The organism is Simiduia litorea, from assembly GCF_042853465.1.
Lineage (GTDB): Bacteria > Pseudomonadota > Gammaproteobacteria > Pseudomonadales > Cellvibrionaceae > Simiduia > Simiduia litorea.
Genome location: NZ_AP031497.1, coordinates 2,956,898 through 2,978,983 on the forward strand (window position 1 = coordinate 2,956,898; position 22,086 = coordinate 2,978,983).

Here is a 22,086-nt window from a genome sequence, read left to right on the forward strand (position 1 = left end):
CGAAACCAGCTAGGTTATTTTAACGCCTTTGTTTTTCATTTGACTCATGACGGACTCCTTTATGCGCATCGCGATGCTTATCTTCTGCAGTTTTCTGCCCTATCTCAGCCAAGCGGCAGCCACGGGGGTTTACGCCCAAACGGTAACGCTAACCGATTTTGCCGACACCCTAGAGGCACTCGGTACGCTAAGAGCCAATGAGTCGGTCGACCTCTCAGCCAATGTGACAGAGCGCATTACCGCACTGCACTTCAATGATGGCGAGCGCGTTAAGGCTGGGCAAAAACTCGTCTCTTTCAACGCTGCCGAAGAGATCGCCCAACGCCAAGAACAGTTTTTGGTGGTTGATGAAGCGTCGCGCCAATATGAGCGGGTTAAAACCCTCGCTAAGGATGGCCTAGCGCCGCAGTCGCAGCTGGACGAAAAACGGCGTGAATTTCTCGCGGCACAAGCGAGGCTCGATGGCTTAGATGCCAAGATGCAAGATCTATTTATCGTCGCCCCCTTTAACGGCAAGGTAGGTATCCGCAATGTCAGCGTCGGAGCGCTGCTAACCCCGGGCGATATTATCACCACACTCGATGACGACGAGCGAATGAAGCTCGACTTCTCTGTGCCGTCAACCTACCTACCCGCGTTGAGCGAAGGCCTACGCATTCAAGCCACCGCTAAAGCATTGAACAATCTTGCCGTTGAAGGCACCATCGCGAGCATCGATTCCCGCGTCGATCCCATCACCCGCTCCATTCGCGTGCGTGCCATTATCGAAAACCCCGATCATAGCCTGCGCCCAGGGCTTTTAATGAGTGTAAGGTTGTTTAAGGACTCACGCAAAACCTTGATCATTGCAGAAGACGCCCTCATACCCGAAGGCCGTCAACACTACGTGATGAAAATTACCTCCGGCTCACCCAGCACCGTCACTAAAACACTCGTGACCATCGGCAGTCGCATCCCCGGCTCGGTGGAAATTCTAACCGGCTTAGAGGCTGGCGACAGAGTCGTCACCCATGGCACGGTTAAGGTGCGAGATGGCTCTGAAGTCAAGGTATTGGCCGAACAGGCCCTGGGCGAAAGATTACCCAGCCTGTTAAATAAAACGGCAGGGCAAAAATAATGGTACTGTCAGACCTCTCCATTCGCCGCCCCGTATTAGCCACCGTATTCTCTTTGCTGTTAGTGGCCTTCGGGCTGGTCGCCTTCGACCGTTTACCCCTGCGCGAATACCCTGATATCGATCCACCGGTTGTCTCCATCGAAACACGCTACGCTGGCGCTAGCGCCAGCGTGGTTGAAACCCGCATTACCAAAGTCATTGAAGACCGCATATCTGGCGTTGAAGGCATTAAATATATTCAATCTTCGAGCGAAGACGGGCGCTCCAATGTCACGGTTGAATTCGATGTATCGCGCGATATTGACGCCGCCGCCAACGATATTCGCGATCGTGTATCTCGCGTTAGAGACTCACTACCGCGCGAAGCTGACGCTCCCGACATCCAAAAAGTCGACGCCGATGACCAAGCCATCGTCTGGCTCAACTTAGTCAGCACTAACTTAACGCTACCCGAACTGACCGATTACGCAGAGCGCTACCTGGTCGACCGCTTCAGTGTATTACCCGGCGTTGCCCGGGTGCGGGTGGGCGGCGCGCAAAGCTTTGCAATGCGCGTCTGGATTAACCGCCAGGCGCTAGCCGCCCAAGGTTTAACCGTTAGCGACGTCGAGAATGCACTACGCTCCGAAAACGTCGAGCTACCCGCAGGCTCCATTGAATCCATCGAGCGTCAATTTACCGTGCGGGTCGAGCGCACCTTTCGCACCGAAGACGATTTTAAAAATCTGGTATTACGTCAAGGTAAAGATGGCTACCTCGTGCGCCTAGCAGACGTCGCTCGGGTCGAGCGTGGCACTGTAGAGAATCGAACCCTATTTCGCGGTAACGGCCAACCCATGGTTGGGCTCGGCATATCGAAGCAAAGCACCGCCAATACCATCGACGTTGCGCGCAATGCGCAGCGAGAAATGGAGCGCCTAAACCCAACCCTACCCAAGGGCATGGAAATCAAACCCAGCTATGACTCCTCTGTATTTATTGAGGCATCGATCAACGAAGTGTACAAAACCTTAGCGATTGCCATCGCTCTGGTGGTGCTCGTTATCTATTTATTTTTGGGTAGCGTGCGCGCTATGTTGATTCCCGCGGTCACCGTTCCGGTGTCACTCATCGCCACCTCCATCATTCTCTTTGCACTGGGCTTTACCATTAACCTGCTCACCCTGCTGGCATTTGTATTGGCGATCGGACTAGTGGTGGATGACTCCATTGTGGTGCTCGAAAACATCCACCGTCGCATTGAAGAAAAACATGAAACGCCTTTAGTCGCTGCTTTCAAAGGCACCCGACAGGTCGGTTTCGCCGTAGTGGCAACGACGCTGTTGTTGGTATCAGTGTTCGTGCCTATCACCTTCCTCGAGGGTGACATAGGTCAATTATTTACCGAATTCGCTCTCACGCTATCCGCCGCTGTTATTTTTTCAAGCTTTGTTGCCTTAACACTTTCACCGGTCATGGCAACAAAATTATTGAAAAAAAATACTAAGCCAACCGTGCTGGTTCGCTTCATGGATGACCTGTTTGCCAGAATAAAAGCCAATTATTCAACCCTACTGCAGAAATTACTCCCTCGAACAGGTATTGCCGCAGCGCTGATTCTATTTATGTTTGGCGCCGGCGCCTGGATGCTAAATAGCATACCGAGCGAATATGTACCGAAAGAAGATCGCGGTTCATTTTTCATCATGGTCAACGGGCCCGAGGGTGCGAGCTACAAATATAGCGTCGACTATATGAACGAGATTGAAGCGCGACTGCAGCATTTTATTGAAAACGGCGAAGCACTGCGGGTACTCATTCGGGCACCAAGAAGCTTCGGCAACGCCACCGATTTCTCGGGTGGCTTTGTGATTGTCACCTTAAACGATTGGAGCGACCGCCGCTCGGCGTGGGAAATCATGGACGATATGCGGCAACGCATGAGTGACTTGCCCGGTGTTCGCGCTTTCCCGGTGATGCGCCAAGGCATCAGAGGCGGTAATAACAAACCTGTACAATTCGTCTTGGGCGGTTCTACCTATGAAGAGTTGGCCGGTTGGCGCGATCAAATCATGGCTCTCATTAATGAAAACAACCCCGGCTTCACCGATATTGATTGGGATTACAAGGAGACTAAACCGCAGTTTAAAGTAATCATCGACTACAATCGCGCCGCCGAATTAGGCGTCACCGTTAACGCGATTGGCACGAGCTTAGAAAGCTTACTGGGCTCGCGCCGTGTGACAACTTACCTCGATAACGGCGAAGAGTACGACGTCATCATAGAAGGTGAACGCGATGACAAGCGATCGATAACCGATACGCAAAACATCTACGTTCGCTCGGCCCGCAGCGGCGAGCTTATTCCGTTGTCAAACTTGGTAACGCTAGAAGCCTTTGCCGATTCTGGCACACTAAATCGCTACAACAGAATCCGCGCTATTACCATGGAAGCCAACTTAAATGGTCTGGCCTTGGGAGAAGGCTTAGACTTTCTGGACAAGCTAGTGGCTGAGAATCTCCCCGAGTATGCACAAATCGATTACAAAGGTGACTCGCTCGATTATAAGTTTGCCGGACAATCCATCATCTTCGTATTTGTGCTCGGTTTAGTCGTCGTGTTTTTGGTCTTGGCAGCGCAATTTGAAAGTTTTATTCACCCCATGATCATCATGCTAACAGTGCCCTTGGCGATTGCCGGCGGTCTCTTTGGCCTTTGGACAACGGGTAACTCGCTCAACATTTACAGTCAAATTGCTCTGCTTATGTTGATTGGTTTGGCGGCGAAGAATGGCATCTTGATCGTGGAGTTTGCCAATCAGTTACGCGAAACCGGAAAAGATATTCAAGTCGCCATCATGGAAGCGTCTGCCGTGCGTTTAAGGCCCATCGTGATGACAAGTATCACCACCATGGCTGGCGCCCTGCCGCTAATATTTTCTTTTGGCGCCGGCGCGGAAACGCGCATCATGATCGGCGTCACGTTGTTTTATGGCGTCTTAGCCGCCACCGTATTCACGCTGTTTATCATTCCTGTGGCCTATTCTGTGTTTGCCAAATTCGCCGGTACACCCGGCTATGTAGCCAAGCAACTCGATAGCGAACTCGATCAGAACGTAAAGGATAAAACCCTTGGTCATTGAACCCGGCAAATCCGTTTCTTTAGTGCTAGGTAGCGGCGGCGCACGCGGTCTTGCCCATATCGGCGTAATTCGCTGGCTTAAAGAAAATGATCTACATATTCACTCCATCAGCGGCTGCTCCATGGGCGCACTCATTGGCGGCATCTATGCCTGCGGAAAGTTACCCGATTTCGAAGATTGGGTTTGCTCGCTCACTAAGGTCGACATAGTCGCACTACTGGATTTCTCATGGCAAAAAAGTGGCCTAATTAAGGGCGATAAAATCATTGCCGAACTGGTCAATCTGGTCGGCGATCACCACATTGGAGACTTGCCCATTAAGTTCACCGCTGTCGCCGCAGACATACAAGGCGAAAAGGAAATATGGATTCAAAAGGGGCGAATTTTCGATGCACTTAGAGCATCCATTTCGCTGCCATTATTTTTCACTCCCCATGTGATTAATGGCCTAGCGCTAATTGACGGCGGCGTGTTGAATCCAGTGCCTATCGCGCCAACCTTTGGCGATGGCACCGACTTAACGATTGCGGTGAACCTAGGCGGCTCACCTGAGGGAAAAAAACAAAAACAAGCAACGACCGCCGCTAAAAAAGATTCATCGCTGAGCGCCAAACTACACCCAAAAATCCAACACTTTATCGAAAAATTCACGCCACTTCCCAGTCAGTCCCATAGCAGTGCTTGGGGTATGTACGACATTGCCAATCAGGCTTTCGACGCGATGCAAAGCACGATTGCGCGGCAAAAATTAGCGGCCTACCCACCGGATATCTGCATCAACATTGCGCGCGATGCCTGCGCCACGCTTGAATTTGAACGGGCAAAAGAAATCATCCAACTCGGCTACGATGCCGCCAAAGCCAATATCGTAATGGGTACAACCGCTAAAGCTAACTCGACACCATAGGCACAAAGCCAGGGAGACCTTGCATACGCTTTATCCATCGCTGAATGGACGGATATTGATCTAAGTCGAAGCCGCCTTCATGCGCCACGTGGGTATAACCAAAGAGAGCGATGTCCGCTGTAGTACACTGGTCTGACACAAGGAAAGGCGTCTTTTTTAACTGAGTCTCCATCACCGCTAACGCCTTGTGCCCACCCACTTGCTTGGCGATATAATCGGCCTTGCGCGCCTCAGGCAAACCTAAATACTTATTAATAAATCGCGCAACGGCAATATAGGGCTCGTGGCTATATTGCTCAAAAAATTGCCACTGCTGGAGTTTAGCCAAGGTAAATGTATCACTGGGCAAATAAGTGCTTCCCACCGCCAAGAAATTGATAATAGCATTCGACTCTGAAAGATAACGGCCATCATCGAGTTCTAACAGTGGAATTTTTCCCGAGGGGTTTTTAATTAGGAAATCCGGCGTTTGAGTTTCGCCTTTCAAAATATCCACAGGCACCCAATCATAAGGACTATTAACTAGGGCGAGTAGCAACTGAATTTTGTAACAATTACCCGAGCGGACATCACCGTATAACTTCATGCCCTATTTCCTTTTTAGATCTTGTCAGATGCAATAACACCCGAAAAATCGACGCTATGATTAATATCACCAGAGCAATTTGCGTGTAACCTCTTTCATCCATACGGTTCGCTGGTTCAACCCAATAGGCCACCACCAGAAGCACACTCGCCAAAATAAGGCCCACACTAGGGGCGACATATAACAACGTATTTTGGCTTGGTAATGGTGCAGCGTGCGACCATGCTAAGTGCACAAGTGCGGCGAAAAGCAAATAAATATGGCTGGCGCGGTACATAAAGCGCATAACTTGATCGCCTTGATACAAGGCTGGAAATTGACTTTCCATGTATAACCCTGTCAGCAAAAAAACCGCCAAGAGTAGACAACCAAGCCACAGGTGAATTTTATTCCACATCGGCACATCCTATTGCCATGATAAACTTTACGAGAATCTGATATTTCTCAGCCAGCTGCTAAAACTTGCCAATAACCGAGAGCCCCCACTGGGCGACGTCCTTATCGATATAGGTATATTCGCCCTCCACCAAGACGCGGCCGAAATCGTAACCTATACCGGCGCCACCACCGAAGGTCGTGCGGGTAGAGCTCTCATCGCCAATGGCGAGGCGTTTCCACACAATGCCACCCCGCACCTTCAGGTAAAATGCGCCAGGCGAGCGGTAAACACCGTATAACCCAGCAGCGTCTAAGGTGTAGTCTTCGGCGAGATCCAGCAAGTTGACATCGGCTTTACTTCGGCTAATTTCCGCTTCCATACCGAAGCCATTGTGGTAGTGATCGGCAATCAAAAGCCCAACACCACCGGCATTGTCAGTACCTTCCGGCTTGAGTTCATTCAATATGCCTTTTACACCTAAATACAGACCGCCCTTACTGGTGCTGGCCTTAGGTTCATCGGCGTGTGTGTCAACAGAAAAACACAGAGCCACTAGGCTTATTACGGCCAGTAATATTGCGGAAAATTTCTGATATACCATCCTTTTCACCTTTCGCTATTGATTTTTCAGTCGCCAAAAACTAAGGCGCAGGAATAGTATAGCGCTTGTGAATATCGGCGATGCCCTGATTCACCGCCTCAGACAAAGTAACATTGGCACTCTCAATATTTTCCTTTAGCTGCGCCAAGGTAGTGGCGCCAATAATATTGCTGCCAACGAATTCTTGTTGGTTAATGTAGGCTAGCGCCATCTGAGCTAAAGACACATTATTGGCCTTGGCAAGCTCGGCATAGGCTTGCGTAGCGGCTTCTGCCTCCGCATTTTTATAGCGTGTAAAGCGACTAAAGAGTGTTAAGCGCGCCGCCTCTGGGCTAGCACCGTGTAAATACTTGCCACTCAGCACACCAAACGCCAACGGCGAGTAAGCCAATAAATCAACTTTTTCACGCATCGCCACTTCGGCAAGCCCCACCTCAAAACTCCGATTCAATAAATTATAGGGGTTTTGAATCGACACGATACGGGGCATGTTGTGCTCGCGCGCCAGGCGCAAATATTCCATCGTCCCCCAAGGGGTTTCATTAGAAATACCGATATGGCGAACCATACCCCATTCAACGAGTTCCTCCAGCACGGCCAAAGTATCTTCAATGGCAACGCCGTCATCATCACTGTGATTGTAACCAAATTGACCAAAGAAGTTGGCGCGTCGCTCAGGCCAATGCACTTGATACAAATCGATGTAATCGGTTTTTAACCGCTCTAATGAGGTTTCAATAGCGCGCCGAATTTGATCGCCATTAAGCCTAGGCCCCTGGCGAATATGACTCACACCAGAGTTGGCATCGCCGCGCCCGGTAACTTTGCTGGCCAAGATAATTTTATCGCGCTGACCGGATTGCGCGAGCCAATTACCCACGATGGTTTCAGTAGCGCCTTGGGTGCTTGGTTTGGGTGGCACCGGATAGAGCTCTGCGGTATCAAAAAAGTTGATGCCCTGAGAAACTGCGTAATCCATTTGTTCGAAGGCTTGGTCTTGCGTGTTTTGCTCGCCAAAGGTCATGGTCCCTAAGCAAATATTACTAACCTTTAAATCTGAGGTGCCTAAATTTTTATAGCAAATGGCCACGCTGTATTACCTCGCAATGGGTTAGGGTTAAGGCTTAACGTTAAATTTGACCACACTCTCGGCCAGCTGCCAATGCGCTTGATCAAACAACCAATGGCTTTCTTTGTACTGCCGGACGCGACCTTCTTTTTCCAATTTAATCAGATGTGCCCACAGGGAATAGGCAGCAATAGCATGTAAACTCACATCCACATCGCCGTAGGCTAAAGGGGTAAGCTCGGCCAAGGTTAGCGGTTGTTGCACGCGCGCCATGGCCGCAATAATCTTAGCTTCTCGCGCTAGCCGGTGCGCGATGAGTGCCGACAAATATTCCTGTGCTTGCCCCATTAAATGACCATGACCAGGCGCTAAGGCAACAATCGGAAACTGAGCTAATTTTTCAACGCTCGCCACATAGTCTTTCATATCGCCGCTTGGTGGAATAATAACCACGGTGGCGCCTTGCATGACATGGTCACCGGTAAACATAAAACCACTGCGCTCGTGCCAAAAGCAAAAATGATTCGCAACATGGCCTGGGGTATGCACCGCCTGCAATGTAAATTCCGGCGTTACGAGTTGGTAGCCATCAATCAAAGCAACATCTGGCACAAAACTCTTGTCTTGATGACCATCCTCCGGACCGGGCATACCAATGAGTTGAGCTCCAGTAAGGTCGGCTAAAGCCCTGGCATTGGGCGAGTGATCTGGGTGCGTGTGGGTGACGATGACCCAGCAAATATGTCCTGCGGCCATCAACTCTTGTACGTGTGCAGCGTCGAGCGGGCCTGGGTCTAGCACCGCCAATTGCTCGCTACCGATGATATAAGTATTCGTGCCAGGCCCCGTCATTGGACCTTGGTTGGTTGCGACTAATCGACGAATACCCGGCACAAGCTCAACCAAAAGATGGTGCGCTAACGGGTGTTCAATGAGTTGTTGCGGTAGATTTGCCATCCAAACATCCTTAAAGAAAAGGCCGGTCAGTGCACAAGGCGTTAGCCCAAGGCGCCGTCTGCAGGCAGCGAAAACCCACGTTAGTTTAAGGTTAAACCCAACTGCTCAGCCTGTTCGATTAACGTGTGGCAAGCAGCCGTTTGCCTATCGCCGACGAGATCGTCGCAGCCCAGCTGCAACAAACTTTCGGCACAGGCAAGTCCCGGAGCTTCTAGTTCGGGATAATTGGCCAAGCCCTCAATGGATCGAAACACACCGGTGCATAAACCATTCAAGGCTGCATCCAATACCGGCCCGTGCTCCGCGGGAATTTGCCCAAGAGAAAACTCCGCTCGCGCACAGGACTGTATTTTTTCACACACAGCCATATAACTGGAACCTAAGGCTACCGGTTCCAAATCGCTCGACCCAGCCTCTGCGGTCGCAATAGGAGTAACCAGTAAAAAAACAATAACGAGAATGCGCATAAACAAAAAAGGCGGCCGTTGGCCGCCTTGTTCTTAAGGTATTTACGCCTGAAAGGGCGCGGCTACCAAGGGGTCAGTTTCACGTTCATAGTCAACACCTGCTAGACCAAAGCCGAACAAACGCAAGAAGTCATCGTTGTAACCTTTGTAATCGGTAATTTCAAACAAGTTTTCTTCCGTGACTTTTGGCCACAAGGCTTCAATCTTTGCCTGCGTTTCAGGGCGCAACTCTAGGTTGTCCATTCGCAGGCGGTTGTGATCATCTAAGCGCGGCGTGCTAGTGTACAAACCCTCGGTAAACAAACGATACAACTGCTCGATACAACCTTCATGCGTACCCTCTTCTTTCATGACTTTGTAAACCAAAGAAATGTACAAAGGCATGATAGGAATAGCAGAGGAGGATTGTGTTACCAAGGCTTTAAGCACCGACACGTTGGCGGCACCCTGCACAGATTTCAACTGAGCATTGATCGCCGCAGCGGCGCGATCGAGATCTTCTTTTGCCTTACCGATAGTGGCATGGCCATAGATGGGCCAAGTTAACTTTTCACCTAAGTAGGTGTAGGCCACAGTCCGGCATCCGTCCGCGAGCAAGTCAGCTTGCTTTAACGCGTCAATCCACAGTTCCCAATCTTCGCCACCCATCACTTTCACCGTGTTGGCAATCTCTTCATCAGAGGCAGGTTCAACGGTGATATCGGCAATTTTCAGTGTATCGGTGTTTAAGTTTTTTGCGGTATAACCTTCGCCGATGGGCTTCAATACCGATGAATGCATCACACCGGTTTTTGGATCGGTACGGCGGGGCGAGGCGAGGGAGTAGACCACTAGGTCAATTTTGCCCAACTTTTCTTTCACCAACGCTAAGGTTTGGGCTTTGATCTCGTCGCTAAACGCATCGCCATTAAGGCTTGCGGCCACTAGACCCGCCTTATCTGCCGCCGCGTGAAAAGCCGCCGTATTGTAGTAGCCGGCCGAGCCAGTTTTACGATCGGTTGGTGGCTTTTCAAAAGCCACACCCACGGTATTTGCACCACCGCCGAAGGCCGCCGTAATACGTGAAGCCAAGCCATACCCCGTTGAGCAGCCAATGACTAGTACGTTCTTTGGACTACCGGCAATGGGGCCTTTAGACTTAATAAAATCTATTTGCTCTTGAACATGGGCAGCACAGCCCTGTGGGTGAGCGTTGGTACAAATAAATCCACGCACCTTGGGTTTAATGATCATGGCTTCTTTCCTATTGAGCTCTACGGCTGTTTGCACATTCGCGATGGACATCGCCAGCGCCTAAATTCAGGTCGCTATTATAATGACCATCCAGCCATAAAACAGGTTTTTGTATGCACTATTTAACAGCAAAACCTGCTCATACCATCGCTTCACCGCCCCACGCCATCGCTTCAACCGGCCACCTATGGGGCAGTCAAGCAAACAAACGTCTAAGATCAGTCCTTCAATAACGAAACGCCACGGAGCTAGACATGCCCAAACATCTTGGCTGGATTGCCACTATTGCCCTGCTTACCCAAGCATTCACGGCCCATGCCGACACCTTGATATATGCCGGCGCCCTGATCGATACGGATAAAGGCAAGCTCATTAAGGAGCAAACAATCCGCATTAAGGATGGCAAGGTAGCGAGCGTGACCGCTGGCTACGCAAATTCTGTAACGGGGGAAGATACAGTCATCAACCTACAGGATTACACAGTGCTACCCGGCCTGATGGACATGCACACCCACTTAAGTGATCAAATGAATCCCGCCGCCTACGCCGAGGGCTTTCGCTTAAACGCCGCCGATTATGCCTACCGCTCAGTGGGCTATGCCCATAAAACCCTGATGGCAGGCTTTACCACAGTAAGAGATTTAGGCGACACAGACCAAGTCACCATCGCCCTACGCAACGCCATCGCTCAAGGTATTATTACTGGGCCACGCATCTATACCGCCGGCAAGTCCATTGCCACCACGGGCGGGCACGCCGACCCAACCAACGGCACGAATCAAGCAATCATGGGCCACCCTGGTCCGGAACAAGGCGTCATCAACGGTGAAGCTCAAGCGCGCGAAGCCGTGCGTCAGCGCTATAAGGAAGGCTCAGACTTAATCAAAATTACCGCCACCGGCGGCGTCCTCAGTGTGGCGAAAAACGGTCAAAACCCACAGTTTTTTCAGGATGAAGTGGAAGCCATCGTCAAAACCGCCAAAGACTACGGCATGACCGTCGCCGTGCACGCACACGGCGCTGAGGGGATGAACCGCGCCATTCGGGCTGGGGTCGACTCCATCGAACATGGCACCTACATGGATAAGGAAACCATTAAACTGTTTAAGCAATACGGCACTTGGTATGTGCCCACCATTAGCGCTGGAAAGTTTGTGGAAGAAAAGGCCGCGATCGACGGCTACTTCCCAGCGGTGGTCGTACCCAAAGCCGCTGCCATCGGCCCGAAAATTCAAGGCACCTTCGCCGAGGCCTATAAAGCCGGTGTGAAAATTGCCTTTGGAACCGACGCCGGCGTCTTCCCTCATGGCGATAACGCCAAAGAGTTTGTTTATATGGTCGAAGCCGGTATGCCAGCGATGAAAGCCATTCAATCAGCGACAAAGTCCACCGCTGAACTCCTACAAATTAGCGATCAAGCCGGCTCTATTGCCGACGGAAAATGGGCGGATATTATCGCGGTAAAAGGCGATCCTTTAACCGACATTTCGCTGCTACAGAACATTGATTTCGTAATGAAAGGCGGCGTGATTTATAAACAACCCTAAAGCGAAACGCGTTGCGCCTGTCGGGCGATTCGCGTTTTACCCGAAAGCCATTGCCCATAACTAGTGGTCAATGGCTTTTTATTACCGCACACTTACGCCGCTATTTTGTCACTCAACAAAAATAGCTAATTACCAACAATTAAATACGCGATCTACCCTTTTCATCGCTCGACAACAGTAAGCCAATAGCCCTATGCCTACGGAAACTATCCGCTACCCTCACGCACAACGCGCACTGGCCGCGGTCATGCTGGTTTCATTTATCGGTACCGTGGGTATTGCACTGCCCTACCCCATATTGGCACCCTACTTTCTCGATCCCGCCAGCAGCCCCGCACTGACCCAGTTTGCTGGGCTACCCGCTAAGGTTTTACTGGGTATCATATTGGCACTTTACCCGCTTGGCCTGCTCATTGGCGGCTCCTTTATCGGCGCGCTCTCCGACATATACGGCCGCAAGCGTCTACTCAATATCACGCTATTTATTGCAGGGCTCAGTTACCTTGGAACGGTGTGGGCATTGCAGCAAGAGAGTTTTATTGGCTTTGCGATAATGCGTCTGGCCACAGGCCTGTGCGAGGGTAATATCGCCGTGGCCCGCGCCATTGCAGTAGATTTACACCCGCAGATTGATCGTAAGCGCAGCTTATCTTTAGTCTTTGCCGCCACCTATGCAGGCTGGCTAGTTGGCCCTGTGGCCGGCGGCTACCTCATGCCCTATGGCGTACACATGAGTTTTCTGATTGCTGCTATTACCGTGTTGGTGTGCCTCGCCTTGGTTTATTTTGGTTTAGACCCCGACAAACCGGCCAAGCCCGCCGGCAGTGTGTGGCAAAGTATGGGCTCGAATAACTCCCTAGGTTTGTTAAAAGACCAATCCATTCGACCGCTGATTATTTTCCATTTTATTTTTTCCTTAGCCCTGAACACCTTTTACGAATACTTTCCGCTCTGGTTGGTGGAAGCTTTCGGTCATGGACCAAAGGAGATTGCTTGGCTATCGGTTAGCCTGTCGCTAACCATGATTGTTACCAGCGCTTTTTTTATCTCGCGTTTAAGTCAGTTAGGTACGGACCGACAACTGATTATTGCCTGCGTCGTCATCTTAGGTGCAGCGACAGGGCTATTACCGTTTTTAAGTCAAACTTGGTGCCTGGTACTTTTCACCCTTATGGGAGCGACCATCGCGCTAGAAAACGGTATTTTCCCTGCATTCATGTCTGGTACTTACGGCCACTATGGCCAGGGGCGTATCATGGGGCTACTGACAACAAACTTCTGCTTGGCCAATGTGATTATGGCATTGGCGGGCGCTTTCCTTGCACTGCTAGGTGGTGCGTGGGTGATTTGGTGCGCCAGCATATTATTTTTCCTGTCAGCCATTTGGTTGTTTTTTCAGCGGAAAACGAATTGATAATCTCGACCGTGGCTGCAACATTATTTTCAAGCTGACTTTATCACCCGCCAGCCCTTTTGAATCTAAGCACTTCATGTATACTCGACTGCATTCATCACAAGGGATAGACAATGGCCAGACCCCGGCTATTCAGCCTGGCTACCAAAGCGCAACTACTGCTTGGCACTTTCTTAGTGCTATCCCTCTCTGCGCTCCTCTATTTCCACTGGAAAGAGCAAAATAAATTACGCGAGACCGAGCTAACACAAGATAAGCTCGCCCTTGCTAGCCAACTTAACGCCACCCTTAATGAACAGCAGTCTGAACAAGCTAAGCTACTTCAACAGTGGGCACTGCATTTACCGTCAAATCAAAGCCGCGATTTATCCAGCAGCCTCGAAAATGATAAAGCCTTGCTAAAGATCGCAGGAAACTTTCGTAACATTCTCGTGTTTGATCGCACCGGCTTAGCCAACCTAAACCCTGACCTCGACTGGCCCGAGGTGATCAACAGTGATTGGGTCAACACGGTCTATCGCAGCGATACCACGCAAAGCCGACTGGCATGCACCGAAAGATGTTCACAGTTTATCGGCATTCCCCTGCATGTTCCCCATCAAGCCACTAAAATCATAGTCGCGGAACTAGATCTCATTGCACTAGCGGAAGCTTTTTTTAGTGAAACCCGCTACTACGCTTATTTAATCAAATCTGATAAAGCCGGCAATTGGTTAAGCATTTGGCCCATCGTTAGCCATGGTGACCAACCAAAACTTGAAACGCCGGCACAATTAACCAACTTACTAAACGAGACCAAAGACAGCTGGGGGCAGTTGCGTTACCACCAAAAGAACTTGCCCATTTACAACAACAGAGACTTAAGCTGGCTTATTTATACAGATGAAGAACCAGAGCTGTTACAGCGTGCTGAACTATTAAAACTCCAATCTATAATTGCGCTTTGCACGCTCGTCGCTCTGCTGTGTTTTAGCTGGTTAGTCAGTCGTTTTCACCTGCGCAGGCTATTTAAGCAAGTTAACATTTTACGTCTGGTGTCCGAGCAACAATTTGAAGAAGCGCGTTTAAGGCTGCCCAAAAAGCCAAAGAAAAGCTTAGATGAACTCGACTTACTGGCCGAAGTTGCCGCCGAGCTCACTTATCAGTTAGAAGCCAACGCGCGCACTGCTGACTCAAAGAATCGAGAAATGGAGCGCTTAGCACTTTACGATCCACTTACAAACTTGCCCAACCGCAATTTGTTTGTGTACGAAATAGAGCAATTATTGGAAAGTGGTGTGGACATCAATAAGTCAGCCATTTTGGTTATTGACGTCGATAAGTTTCAACGTATTAACGATTCTCTAGGGCACCAAAGCGGCGATCATTTACTCTCTAAGATAGCCGACCGTATTCGCGCCGCCATTGGCAGCAAAGATTTTTGCGCGCGTCTATCCGGCAATGTATTTGGTGTTTTAATCGTCAGCCTCAATGCTGCTGATTTAAAAATCCGGCTCAACAAAATATCGGAAATGATTCGTCAACCGCTTATTTTAAAGCAACAAAAGCTCATCATTACAGTAAGTATTGGCGTGGCCAAGCTCGAACATGGCGTGCCCACGGTAGAGCAGTTGCGCAACGCCGAAATTGCTATGTACCGCGCCAAGCAACAAGGTGGCAACTCCCATTTAGAGTTTACACCCGAATTCAAATCGATATCGCGCAGCAAAGTCTCCTTAGAAGCAGAAATCCACAGGGCTCTAGAGCAAAAAGAGTTTCGACTCTACCTGCAATCAAAAGTGGATATGTCTAGCACTATCCGTGGCTTCGAAGCCCTATGCCGCTGGGATCATCCAGATAGAGGCATTCTTATGCCGGCTGAATTCGTGCCTGTGATGGCAGACCTCGGCCTACAAACGCCGCTAGATAAATGGATGCTCGAAGCCTCCTGTCGGCAACTCAAAACCTGGCACACCCTGTACCCAGATATTGGCATTTCCGTGAACGTGGCTAGCGATCACTTTTCCAGCCCAAGCTTTCTACCCTTTCTGCAGCAAACCATTAATCGCTATGGAATTAAACCCGGTCAACTGGAGCTGGAGATCACCGAAACGCTGTTGATGGATAACATCACGCTCGCCTTGCAAACCATCGAAAAAGTTAAAGCACTGGGTGTCAGTGTGGCGATAGACGACTTTGGCACCGGCTACTCGTCATTGAGTTATCTGAAAAATTTACCCGTCGACACACTGAAAATTGACCGGGAATTTATTAAAGATATTCCCTTCGACGAAAGCGACATGCACATTTCCGCTGTTATTATTTTCTTAGCTCGTCAACTGGGTTTTAAAGTCGTGGCAGAAGGGGTGGAAACCAGCGAGCAGCTCGTATTTTTGAAAGCTAACCACTGCGATCTCGCTCAAGGTTATTTGTTTAGCAAACCAATTCCAGCCCATAAGGCCATGATTGTGCTCGAAAGCCAGCGCAGCGAATCGCACGGCAAAAGCACATCTATTTACAGTTAAACATACATTTTCTTAGCGCCCTGCTCAGCCTTGCTCGCCACACACTGGCAACGAGACAAGGCTAAAAAAGGATAGACCTACCTGGGCTGCATCCGAATAGCACCATCTAAACGAATCGTTTCGCCATTGATGTAGCTATTGCTAGCTAGATGAACGACGAGATCACCATATTCTTTAGGCAAACCCATGCGCTTTGGAAACTGAATATTCGAGACCAACCCCTCTTGTACATTTTCGGGCATCGCCAATAACATGGGTGTGCCCATAATGCCGGGGGCAATGGCGTTAACTCGAATACCGAGCTTGGCGAGATCGCGCGCCATCGGCAAAGTCATGCCAACAATACCGCCCTTGCTGGCCGAATAGGCGCATTGACCCAATTGACCTTCGAAGGCGGCAACTGAGGCGGTATTAATAATAATGCCGCGCTCGAGCGCCTCGCCCATGGTTTCGTTTTTTGCCATTAAAGCAGCGGCCATTCGCGCCACATTAAAACTACCAATTAAATTAACACTGATGGTTTTACTAAACTCAGACAAGGGCAGTGGGTTGCTATCACGATCTAAAATTTTACCTGCGGTGGCGATACCAGCACAGTTCACACAAATTTGCAGGCTAGTAAACGTCGCCACCAATTTGTCAAAGCCCGCTTGTACCGAGGCTTCATCGGCCACATTTGCCACCGCGAACGCCGCGCGCTCACTGCCCAAGTTGGCGACAGTTTCCGCTGCAGCCGCTTCATTCATATCGAAGATAAATACCTTTGCGCCGGCCGCTGCTAATTGCTCGCACGTTGCCCGCCCCAAGCCAGAGCCGCCACCGGTTACCAATGCTACTTGTCCATCAATATTCATACGTACCTACCTACAGATTAAGTTGTTTAATGAGATCGCGCGCAATAACAATGCGCTGAATTTCGCTGGTCCCTTCATAAATGGTGGTGATGCGTACATCGCGCGCCATTCGTTCGAGCGGGTATTCCTTAATGTAACCGGCGCCCCCGAGCATTTGTAAGGCGGTATAACAGGCGTCGTTGGCCTTTTCCGAGGCGAACAGTTTTGCCATAGACGCCTCCTTACCAAAAGCCTTGCCCTGTTCTTTCAACCAAGCCGCCTGCATCAATAACAAGCGTGCAGCTTCTAATTCAGTGGCTCTGTCAGCGAGCATCCACTGCAGCCCTTGAAAGTTAATAAGCGGCTGATTAAATTGTTCGCGCTCGGCCAAATAATGCGCCGCGAAGTCCATCGCCGCCAACCCGACGCCCAAGGCCAGCGACCCTATACCGATACGCCCGCCGGCCAACTCGGCCACAGCGATGCGAAAACCATCGTTTTCAACACCGAGCATCTGGCTGGCCCTCACTCGGCATTGATCAAAATGCACTTCATTCGTGGCAGAGGCTTTTTGCCCCATTTTATCTTCCGCTTTGCCGATGCTAATACCTGGGGTATCGGCGTCGACGAGGAAACAACTAATGCCCTTGCCCTTTTTTGCGCTGGGGTCGGTAACTGCCCAGACCACGAAAACGCCGGCATACTCGGCGCTGGTAATGTAAATTTTCGCGCCCGACAACAAAAAATCGTCGCCGTCGCGCACGGCGCGGGTTTTCATACCGGCGGGATCTGAACCGGCGCCACTCTCGGTCAAGCAAAACGCACCAGCGGCAAATTCGCCACTGCACAATTTCGGTAAGTAATGGGATTTTTGTGCCTCATTACCAACAGCTTGAATGACTTCGGCAACCATATTACTCACCGATACCGTAACCGCAGTAGACGCACAGGCTTTAGCCAGCTCGGTAATGGCTAAACTAAAAGCCACCACGCCGGCTTCGGTGCCGCCGTAGTGGCCATCAATATTCAGCCCCATAAAACCCAGCGCCGATAACTTTTGTAAATGCCCCAGTAACAATTGACGGCCATTCGGGCCTTCCATATCAGCCGCCACGGGCGCTAGCTCGGCGCTGGCAAATGCCCGTGCCGTGTCGCAAATCATCTGCTGTTCGTCAGTTAAAGAAAAATGCATGGCTGCTCCGAATGGTAAATTTGGCAATACAGTAGCGTAAGTCCGCCCCGCAAAACCGGCGTTTTTGATCCTGCAAATAAACTTTCGCGCCAATAAAGCACCAAAAGTCAGGATTTTGGGACAGAAATAGCAGTTTCAGATTTAACTTCCTGAATCACCATATAAGTATGGGTTTCACGCACCCCCGGCAGCGAGGATAATTTTTCGCCCAAAAAGCGACGATAGTGATTCATCCCAGCCACGCGAATCTTAAGCATGTAATCGAAACCACCGGCAACCATATGGCACTCTTGGATCTCCGCCAAGCCCGCCACCTCTTTGTTGAATCTATCTAAATCTTCAGTGGCGGTGTTACTCAAGGTCACTTGAATATAGGCCACCAACGACATATTGAGTTTTTCCGCATCCAACAGCGCCACATACTGGCGAATAAAGCCATCCCGCTCTAAGCGTTTCACCCTTTCCAGGCAGGGTGTGGGACTCAAATTCACCTGTCGGGCTAGCTCCACATTAGACATTCGGCCATCCACCTGCAGCAAAGCCAGTATTTTCCTATCTGTACGATCTAAACGGCCCACATCGGGCTTATCTGTCATAGCATTAAATTCCGAAAATTATAAATATAAAGGAACTATACACTATTAAAATGCAAAAATTGGAGACTAATACTCTCAAAACGCAAAGATAATGCGCACCATCTGCTGTTGAGAAAAGCAGCTATTATTAACCAATAGGCTCCTCTAAAAAATCGACTTTTGTTGTGAAGACAAAAAAGCACCGCGCACCTAGGCATTGCCAGACGGTAAAACTCGAATTTACACCCAGTAAATCGAGGATTAAGCACGGAGCTGACGCAGTCATCATGGGGAAAGGCAATATTTAAGGATGCCCTAAACCTGACGGGAGGATTCACACAATGACCCATACACTGGATGCCTTGCGCGACAAAGCTCGGCTATACACCTACGCCGACGAAGATCAGTGCGTACGAGAGCTACTTAGCCAAGCGGATTTACCCGCACAGTCGCGCGAAAGCATATTAAGTGTGGGCCGCGACCTCGTGATTTCGTCCCGCAACCTGCGCAGCAAGCGCGGCACCTTGGATGCCTTCCTAGAAGAGTTTGGCCTATCCAATCGCGAAGGCATCGCGCTCATGTGTTTGGCCGAAGCGCTGTTGCGCATTCCCGACGGTGAAACTGCCGACAAATTAATTGCTGAAAAAGTGTCCAGCGGGGATTGGAAAACCCACAAGGGTCAATCGGATTCCTTGTTCGTTAACGCCTCGACCTGGGGCCTAATGTTGACCGGTAAAATTGTCCGGCTCGACAACGAAATTACCGGCCAAACCTCAAACTGGTTTAAAGGCCTAGTAGGCCGCATGGGTGAACCCATGGTGCGCACGGCCATGTTGCAAGCGATGCGTATTATGGGCGGCCAATACGTACTTGGCCGCACGATCAAAGAAGGCATCAAGCGCGGCGCCAGCCAAACCGCCGCTACCCGCTTCTCCTTCGATATGCTTGGTGAAGGTGCCCGCACTGAGCGCGACGCGCTGCGCTACTTCGAATCTTACCAACAAGCCATCGCCAACATTGCCAAGCACAACAAAGCCAACGGCGTAATCGATTCCGATGGCATTTCAATTAAAGTTTCGGCGCTACACGCGCGCTATCAATACTCGCAATCCGATCGCGTTTTCGCCGAGTTGATGCCGCGGGTAAAGGCGCTTGCGCTCATGGCCAAAGAAGCCAACATGGGCTTTAACATCGATGCAGAAGAAGCCGAGCGGCTCGACCTGTCGCTCGATATTTTTGCCGAATTGGCCAGCGACGACGACCTAGCCGGCTGGGATGGGCTGGGGTTTGTACTGCAAGCCTACCAAAAGCGCGCCCCCCACATTGCGCACTGGTTAATTCAATTAGGCCGAGAAAAAAATCGAAAATTTATGGTGCGCTTGGTAAAAGGCGCCTATTGGGATAGCGAAATTAAGCACGCTCAAGAGCTGGGCTTAAGTGACTACCCTGTCTTTACCCGCAAAGCTAACTCTGATTTGAGCTATCAAGTGTGCGCAAGTATTTTATTGGCCGCCGACGATGTGATCTTTGCTCAGTTCGCCACCCACAATGCCCATACAGTTTCCACAATCTTAGCGCTAGTAAAACCAGGGCAGGCCTTTGAATTCCAACGCTTACACGGAATGGGCCAGTTGCTGTTCGAACAAGCGCAAGCCATTAACCCGAACATCGCTATCCGCGTTTACGCGCCCATCGGTGCGCACGAAGATTTGCTGCCCTATTTAGTGCGTCGGTTATTAGAAAATGGCGCCAACTCGTCCTTCGTTAACCGCTTTATGGATGACGACACGCCAGCCGAGTGGTTAGTTCCTGATATCGCACTAAAAGTGGCGAGTTTTAATCCGTTCCGCCACCCAGCGATTCCCGTCCCTGCGCACTTGTTTAGCCAGAGCGAAATGCCTCGCGCAAACGCACCGGGTTTTAACCTGGAGCACATTGAACACAGTAATTGGCTGCTAGAAAAAACCAATGCGCTGGTAGAAAAACAATACCAAAGCTATTCACTGATCAACGGCCAAGCGCACACAGGTACAGCAAAGCCATTACACAGCCCTGCCAACACCCAACTTATTCTCGGTGAAGTGGTTGATGCCGATGAACAAGCCATCGAAAGTGCAGTCACCAGTGCCTGTTTAGCGCAAGCTACGTGGAATAATTTAGGTGGCGAGCGGCGCGCACTTATTTTGGAAAAAATTGGTGAGCTGCTGGAAGTGAATTACGCAGAGCTGATCAGCCTGATTAGCCGAGAAGCCGGCCGCACGCTGAACGACGGCATTAGCGAAGTACGCGAAGCTATCGACTTCTGCCACTACTATGCCGCCAGTAGCCGGCAGCATTTCGTAGTACCCACAACGCTCACAGGCCCAACTGGCGAGGTGAATGAACTGTCCCTGCACGGTCGCGGCGTATTTGTGTGTATTAGCCCGTGGAACTTCCCCTTGGCTATTTTTGTCGGCCAAGTGGCCGCCGCGCTTGTGGCCGGTAACTGCGTGATCGCCAAGCCAGCCGAACAAACACCGCTGGTAGCGGCGTTCACCGTGAACCTAATGCACCAAGCTGGTGTACCTAAAGAAGTGCTCCAATTGCTCATTGGCGACGGTGCAGCGATCGGCAAATACCTGTTGAGCGATCCTCGCATCGCTGGCGTTGCCTTTACCGGTTCAACCGAAACCGCGCGCATCATTAACCTCCAGTTGGCGCAGAAGCCTGGCCCCATCGTGCCTTTTATCGCCGAAACCGGCGGCATGAATGCCATGATTGCCTGCTCCTCAGCTCTGCCGGAACAACTGGTTGACGATGTGGTTACCTCGGCCTTTTTAAGCGCCGGCCAACGCTGTTCGGCACTACGCGTTTTGTTTTTGCAAAATGATATCGCCGACCGGACCATCGAATTATTGAAAGGTGCTTGCGACGAACTGCGCCTCGGTAATCCTTGGGAGCTCAATACCGATATGGGGCCAGTAATCGACGCCGACGCGCTGAGCCTACTGACCAACCATATGGAAAAAATGCACGCTGAGGCCAAGGTTCTATACGAGTACGACAGCGCGAAAGTGCCAAAAGACGGTTACTTTTTCGGGCCGCAAATAGTCGAGTTGAAAAACTTAGCGCAACTAGAGCGCGAGGTATTTGGTCCCGTGCTACATATCGTGCGCTACAAAACCAGTGAGCTGGAGCAGGTGGTGAATCAAATTAATGCTTCTGGTTACGGTTTGACGCTCGGCGTGCACACGCGAGTTGAATCCATGGCGAAAAAGATCTTCCGCCTAGCGCGAGTCGGCAACACCTATGTGAACCGCAATATGGTCGGTGCTGTAGTCGGTGTTAACCCCTTTGGCGGCCAAGGTTTATCCGGCACTGGGCCAAAAGCCGGCGGGCCACTGTACGTGCGTCGGTTTGCCACCGAGCGCACCTATACCAACAATGTGTCGGCCACCGGCGGAAATATTGCGCTGTTTAGCGTTGCCGGCACTGATGAACCGATCATGCCCATACGGCAACTCTAAAACCGGCTGTTGATGACTATAGCTATTAACCTGAAAGCCCTACCTCGCGCGAGGCTAGGGCTTTCTTGTACTCGTCC

At 50.5% G+C, this 22,086-nt stretch carries 17 protein-coding genes; 7 read left to right on the top strand and 10 right to left on the bottom strand.

Translation table 11 applies throughout. The features are described from left to right. Positions 1 to 61 precede the first annotated feature (61 nt). The 3 genes from ACGHTT_RS13100 to ACGHTT_RS13110 are packed head-to-tail and all read left to right on the top strand — an operon-like array spanning position 62 to position 5,146. Positions 62 to 1,117, top strand: a complete 1,056-nt coding sequence (locus ACGHTT_RS13100) for an efflux RND transporter periplasmic adaptor subunit (protein ID WP_390591149.1) — start codon at positions 62 to 64, stop codon at positions 1,115 to 1,117. Then, the gene (locus ACGHTT_RS13105; protein WP_390591151.1) at positions 1,117 to 4,239 is read left to right on the top strand and encodes an efflux RND transporter permease subunit; all 3,123 of its coding nucleotides are present in this window, start codon (positions 1,117 to 1,119) and stop codon (positions 4,237 to 4,239) included. Before ACGHTT_RS13100 ends, ACGHTT_RS13105 begins: the two co-directional genes overlap by 1 nt. Then, a complete protein-coding gene (locus tag ACGHTT_RS13110) occupies positions 4,229 to 5,146 on the top strand; it encodes a patatin-like phospholipase family protein (RefSeq protein WP_390591154.1) in 918 nt (305 codons plus the stop codon). The genes ACGHTT_RS13105 and ACGHTT_RS13110 overlap by 11 nt, the downstream gene beginning before the upstream one ends. Here the strand turns inward: ACGHTT_RS13110 and ACGHTT_RS13115 are convergent. The 7 genes from ACGHTT_RS13115 to fabV form a co-directional block, all read right to left on the bottom strand. Then, entirely contained in the window at positions 5,130 to 5,732 is a 603-nt protein-coding gene (locus ACGHTT_RS13115; protein ID WP_390591155.1) for a glutathione S-transferase family protein, read from the bottom strand. The two genes, ACGHTT_RS13110 and ACGHTT_RS13115, sit on opposite strands and share 17 nt — an antisense overlap. Continuing rightward, positions 5,716 to 6,129, bottom strand: coding sequence for a hypothetical protein (locus ACGHTT_RS13120; RefSeq protein WP_390591158.1), 414 nt, complete (start codon positions 6,127 to 6,129; stop codon positions 5,716 to 5,718). Before ACGHTT_RS13120 ends, ACGHTT_RS13115 begins: the two co-directional genes overlap by 17 nt. A gap of 58 nt (positions 6,130 to 6,187) precedes the next feature. Continuing rightward, positions 6,188 to 6,712, bottom strand: a complete 525-nt coding sequence (locus tag ACGHTT_RS13125; RefSeq protein WP_390591160.1) for an outer membrane beta-barrel protein — start codon at positions 6,710 to 6,712, stop codon at positions 6,188 to 6,190. Positions 6,713 to 6,752: 40 nt separating this feature from the next. Then, positions 6,753 to 7,796, bottom strand: coding sequence for an NADP(H)-dependent aldo-keto reductase (locus tag ACGHTT_RS13130; RefSeq protein WP_390595054.1), 1,044 nt, complete (start codon positions 7,794 to 7,796; stop codon positions 6,753 to 6,755). A gap of 33 nt (positions 7,797 to 7,829) precedes the next feature. Continuing rightward, the gene (locus ACGHTT_RS13135) at positions 7,830 to 8,738 is read right to left on the bottom strand and encodes an MBL fold metallo-hydrolase (RefSeq protein WP_390591162.1); all 909 of its coding nucleotides are present in this window, start codon (positions 8,736 to 8,738) and stop codon (positions 7,830 to 7,832) included. A gap of 80 nt (positions 8,739 to 8,818) precedes the next feature. Then, positions 8,819 to 9,205: a hypothetical protein gene (locus ACGHTT_RS13140; protein ID WP_390591163.1), complete on the bottom strand. Its 387-nt coding sequence runs from the start codon at positions 9,203 to 9,205 to the stop codon at positions 8,819 to 8,821. A gap of 42 nt (positions 9,206 to 9,247) precedes the next feature. Then, positions 9,248 to 10,438 carry an enoyl-ACP reductase FabV gene (gene fabV / locus ACGHTT_RS13145; RefSeq protein WP_390595055.1) on the bottom strand — a complete coding sequence of 397 codons (1,191 nt, stop codon included), beginning with the start codon at positions 10,436 to 10,438 and terminating at the stop codon, positions 9,248 to 9,250. 254 nt (positions 10,439 to 10,692) lie between these two features. On the opposite strand from fabV, the gene ACGHTT_RS13150 reads away from it, so the two are divergent. From ACGHTT_RS13150 to ACGHTT_RS13160, 3 genes are all read left to right on the top strand, one after another. Further along, on the top strand, positions 10,693 to 11,985 hold the full coding sequence (locus ACGHTT_RS13150; protein ID WP_390591165.1) for an amidohydrolase family protein: 1,293 nt from the start codon (positions 10,693 to 10,695) through the stop codon (positions 11,983 to 11,985). 193 nt (positions 11,986 to 12,178) lie between these two features. Beyond that, positions 12,179 to 13,399, top strand: coding sequence for an MFS transporter (locus tag ACGHTT_RS13155; protein WP_390591166.1), 1,221 nt, complete (start codon positions 12,179 to 12,181; stop codon positions 13,397 to 13,399). A 113-nt stretch (positions 13,400 to 13,512) separates the two neighbouring features. Further along, positions 13,513 to 15,903 carry a putative bifunctional diguanylate cyclase/phosphodiesterase gene (locus ACGHTT_RS13160; RefSeq protein ID WP_390591167.1) on the top strand — a complete coding sequence of 797 codons (2,391 nt, stop codon included), beginning with the start codon at positions 13,513 to 13,515 and terminating at the stop codon, positions 15,901 to 15,903. A 77-nt stretch (positions 15,904 to 15,980) separates the two neighbouring features. On the opposite strand, the gene ACGHTT_RS13165 is transcribed toward ACGHTT_RS13160, so the two are convergent. From ACGHTT_RS13165 to ACGHTT_RS13175, 3 genes are all read right to left on the bottom strand, one after another. Next, positions 15,981 to 16,757 (bottom strand): SDR family NAD(P)-dependent oxidoreductase, encoded by a 777-nt coding sequence (locus tag ACGHTT_RS13165; protein WP_390591169.1) that lies wholly within the window; start codon positions 16,755 to 16,757, stop codon positions 15,981 to 15,983. 10 nt (positions 16,758 to 16,767) lie between these two features. Continuing rightward, positions 16,768 to 17,928 (bottom strand): acyl-CoA dehydrogenase family protein, encoded by a 1,161-nt coding sequence (locus ACGHTT_RS13170; RefSeq protein WP_390591170.1) that lies wholly within the window; start codon positions 17,926 to 17,928, stop codon positions 16,768 to 16,770. 107 nt (positions 17,929 to 18,035) lie between these two features. After that, entirely contained in the window at positions 18,036 to 18,524 is a 489-nt protein-coding gene (locus ACGHTT_RS13175; RefSeq protein WP_390591171.1) for an Lrp/AsnC ligand binding domain-containing protein, read from the bottom strand. Between the two features lie 320 nt (positions 18,525 to 18,844). Here ACGHTT_RS13175 and putA point away from each other — a divergent pair, with 320 nt between their 5' ends. Continuing rightward, positions 18,845 to 22,009: a bifunctional proline dehydrogenase/L-glutamate gamma-semialdehyde dehydrogenase PutA gene (gene putA / locus ACGHTT_RS13180; RefSeq protein WP_390591172.1), complete on the top strand. Its 3,165-nt coding sequence runs from the start codon at positions 18,845 to 18,847 to the stop codon at positions 22,007 to 22,009. The last annotated feature ends 77 nt before the right edge of the window (positions 22,010 to 22,086 follow it).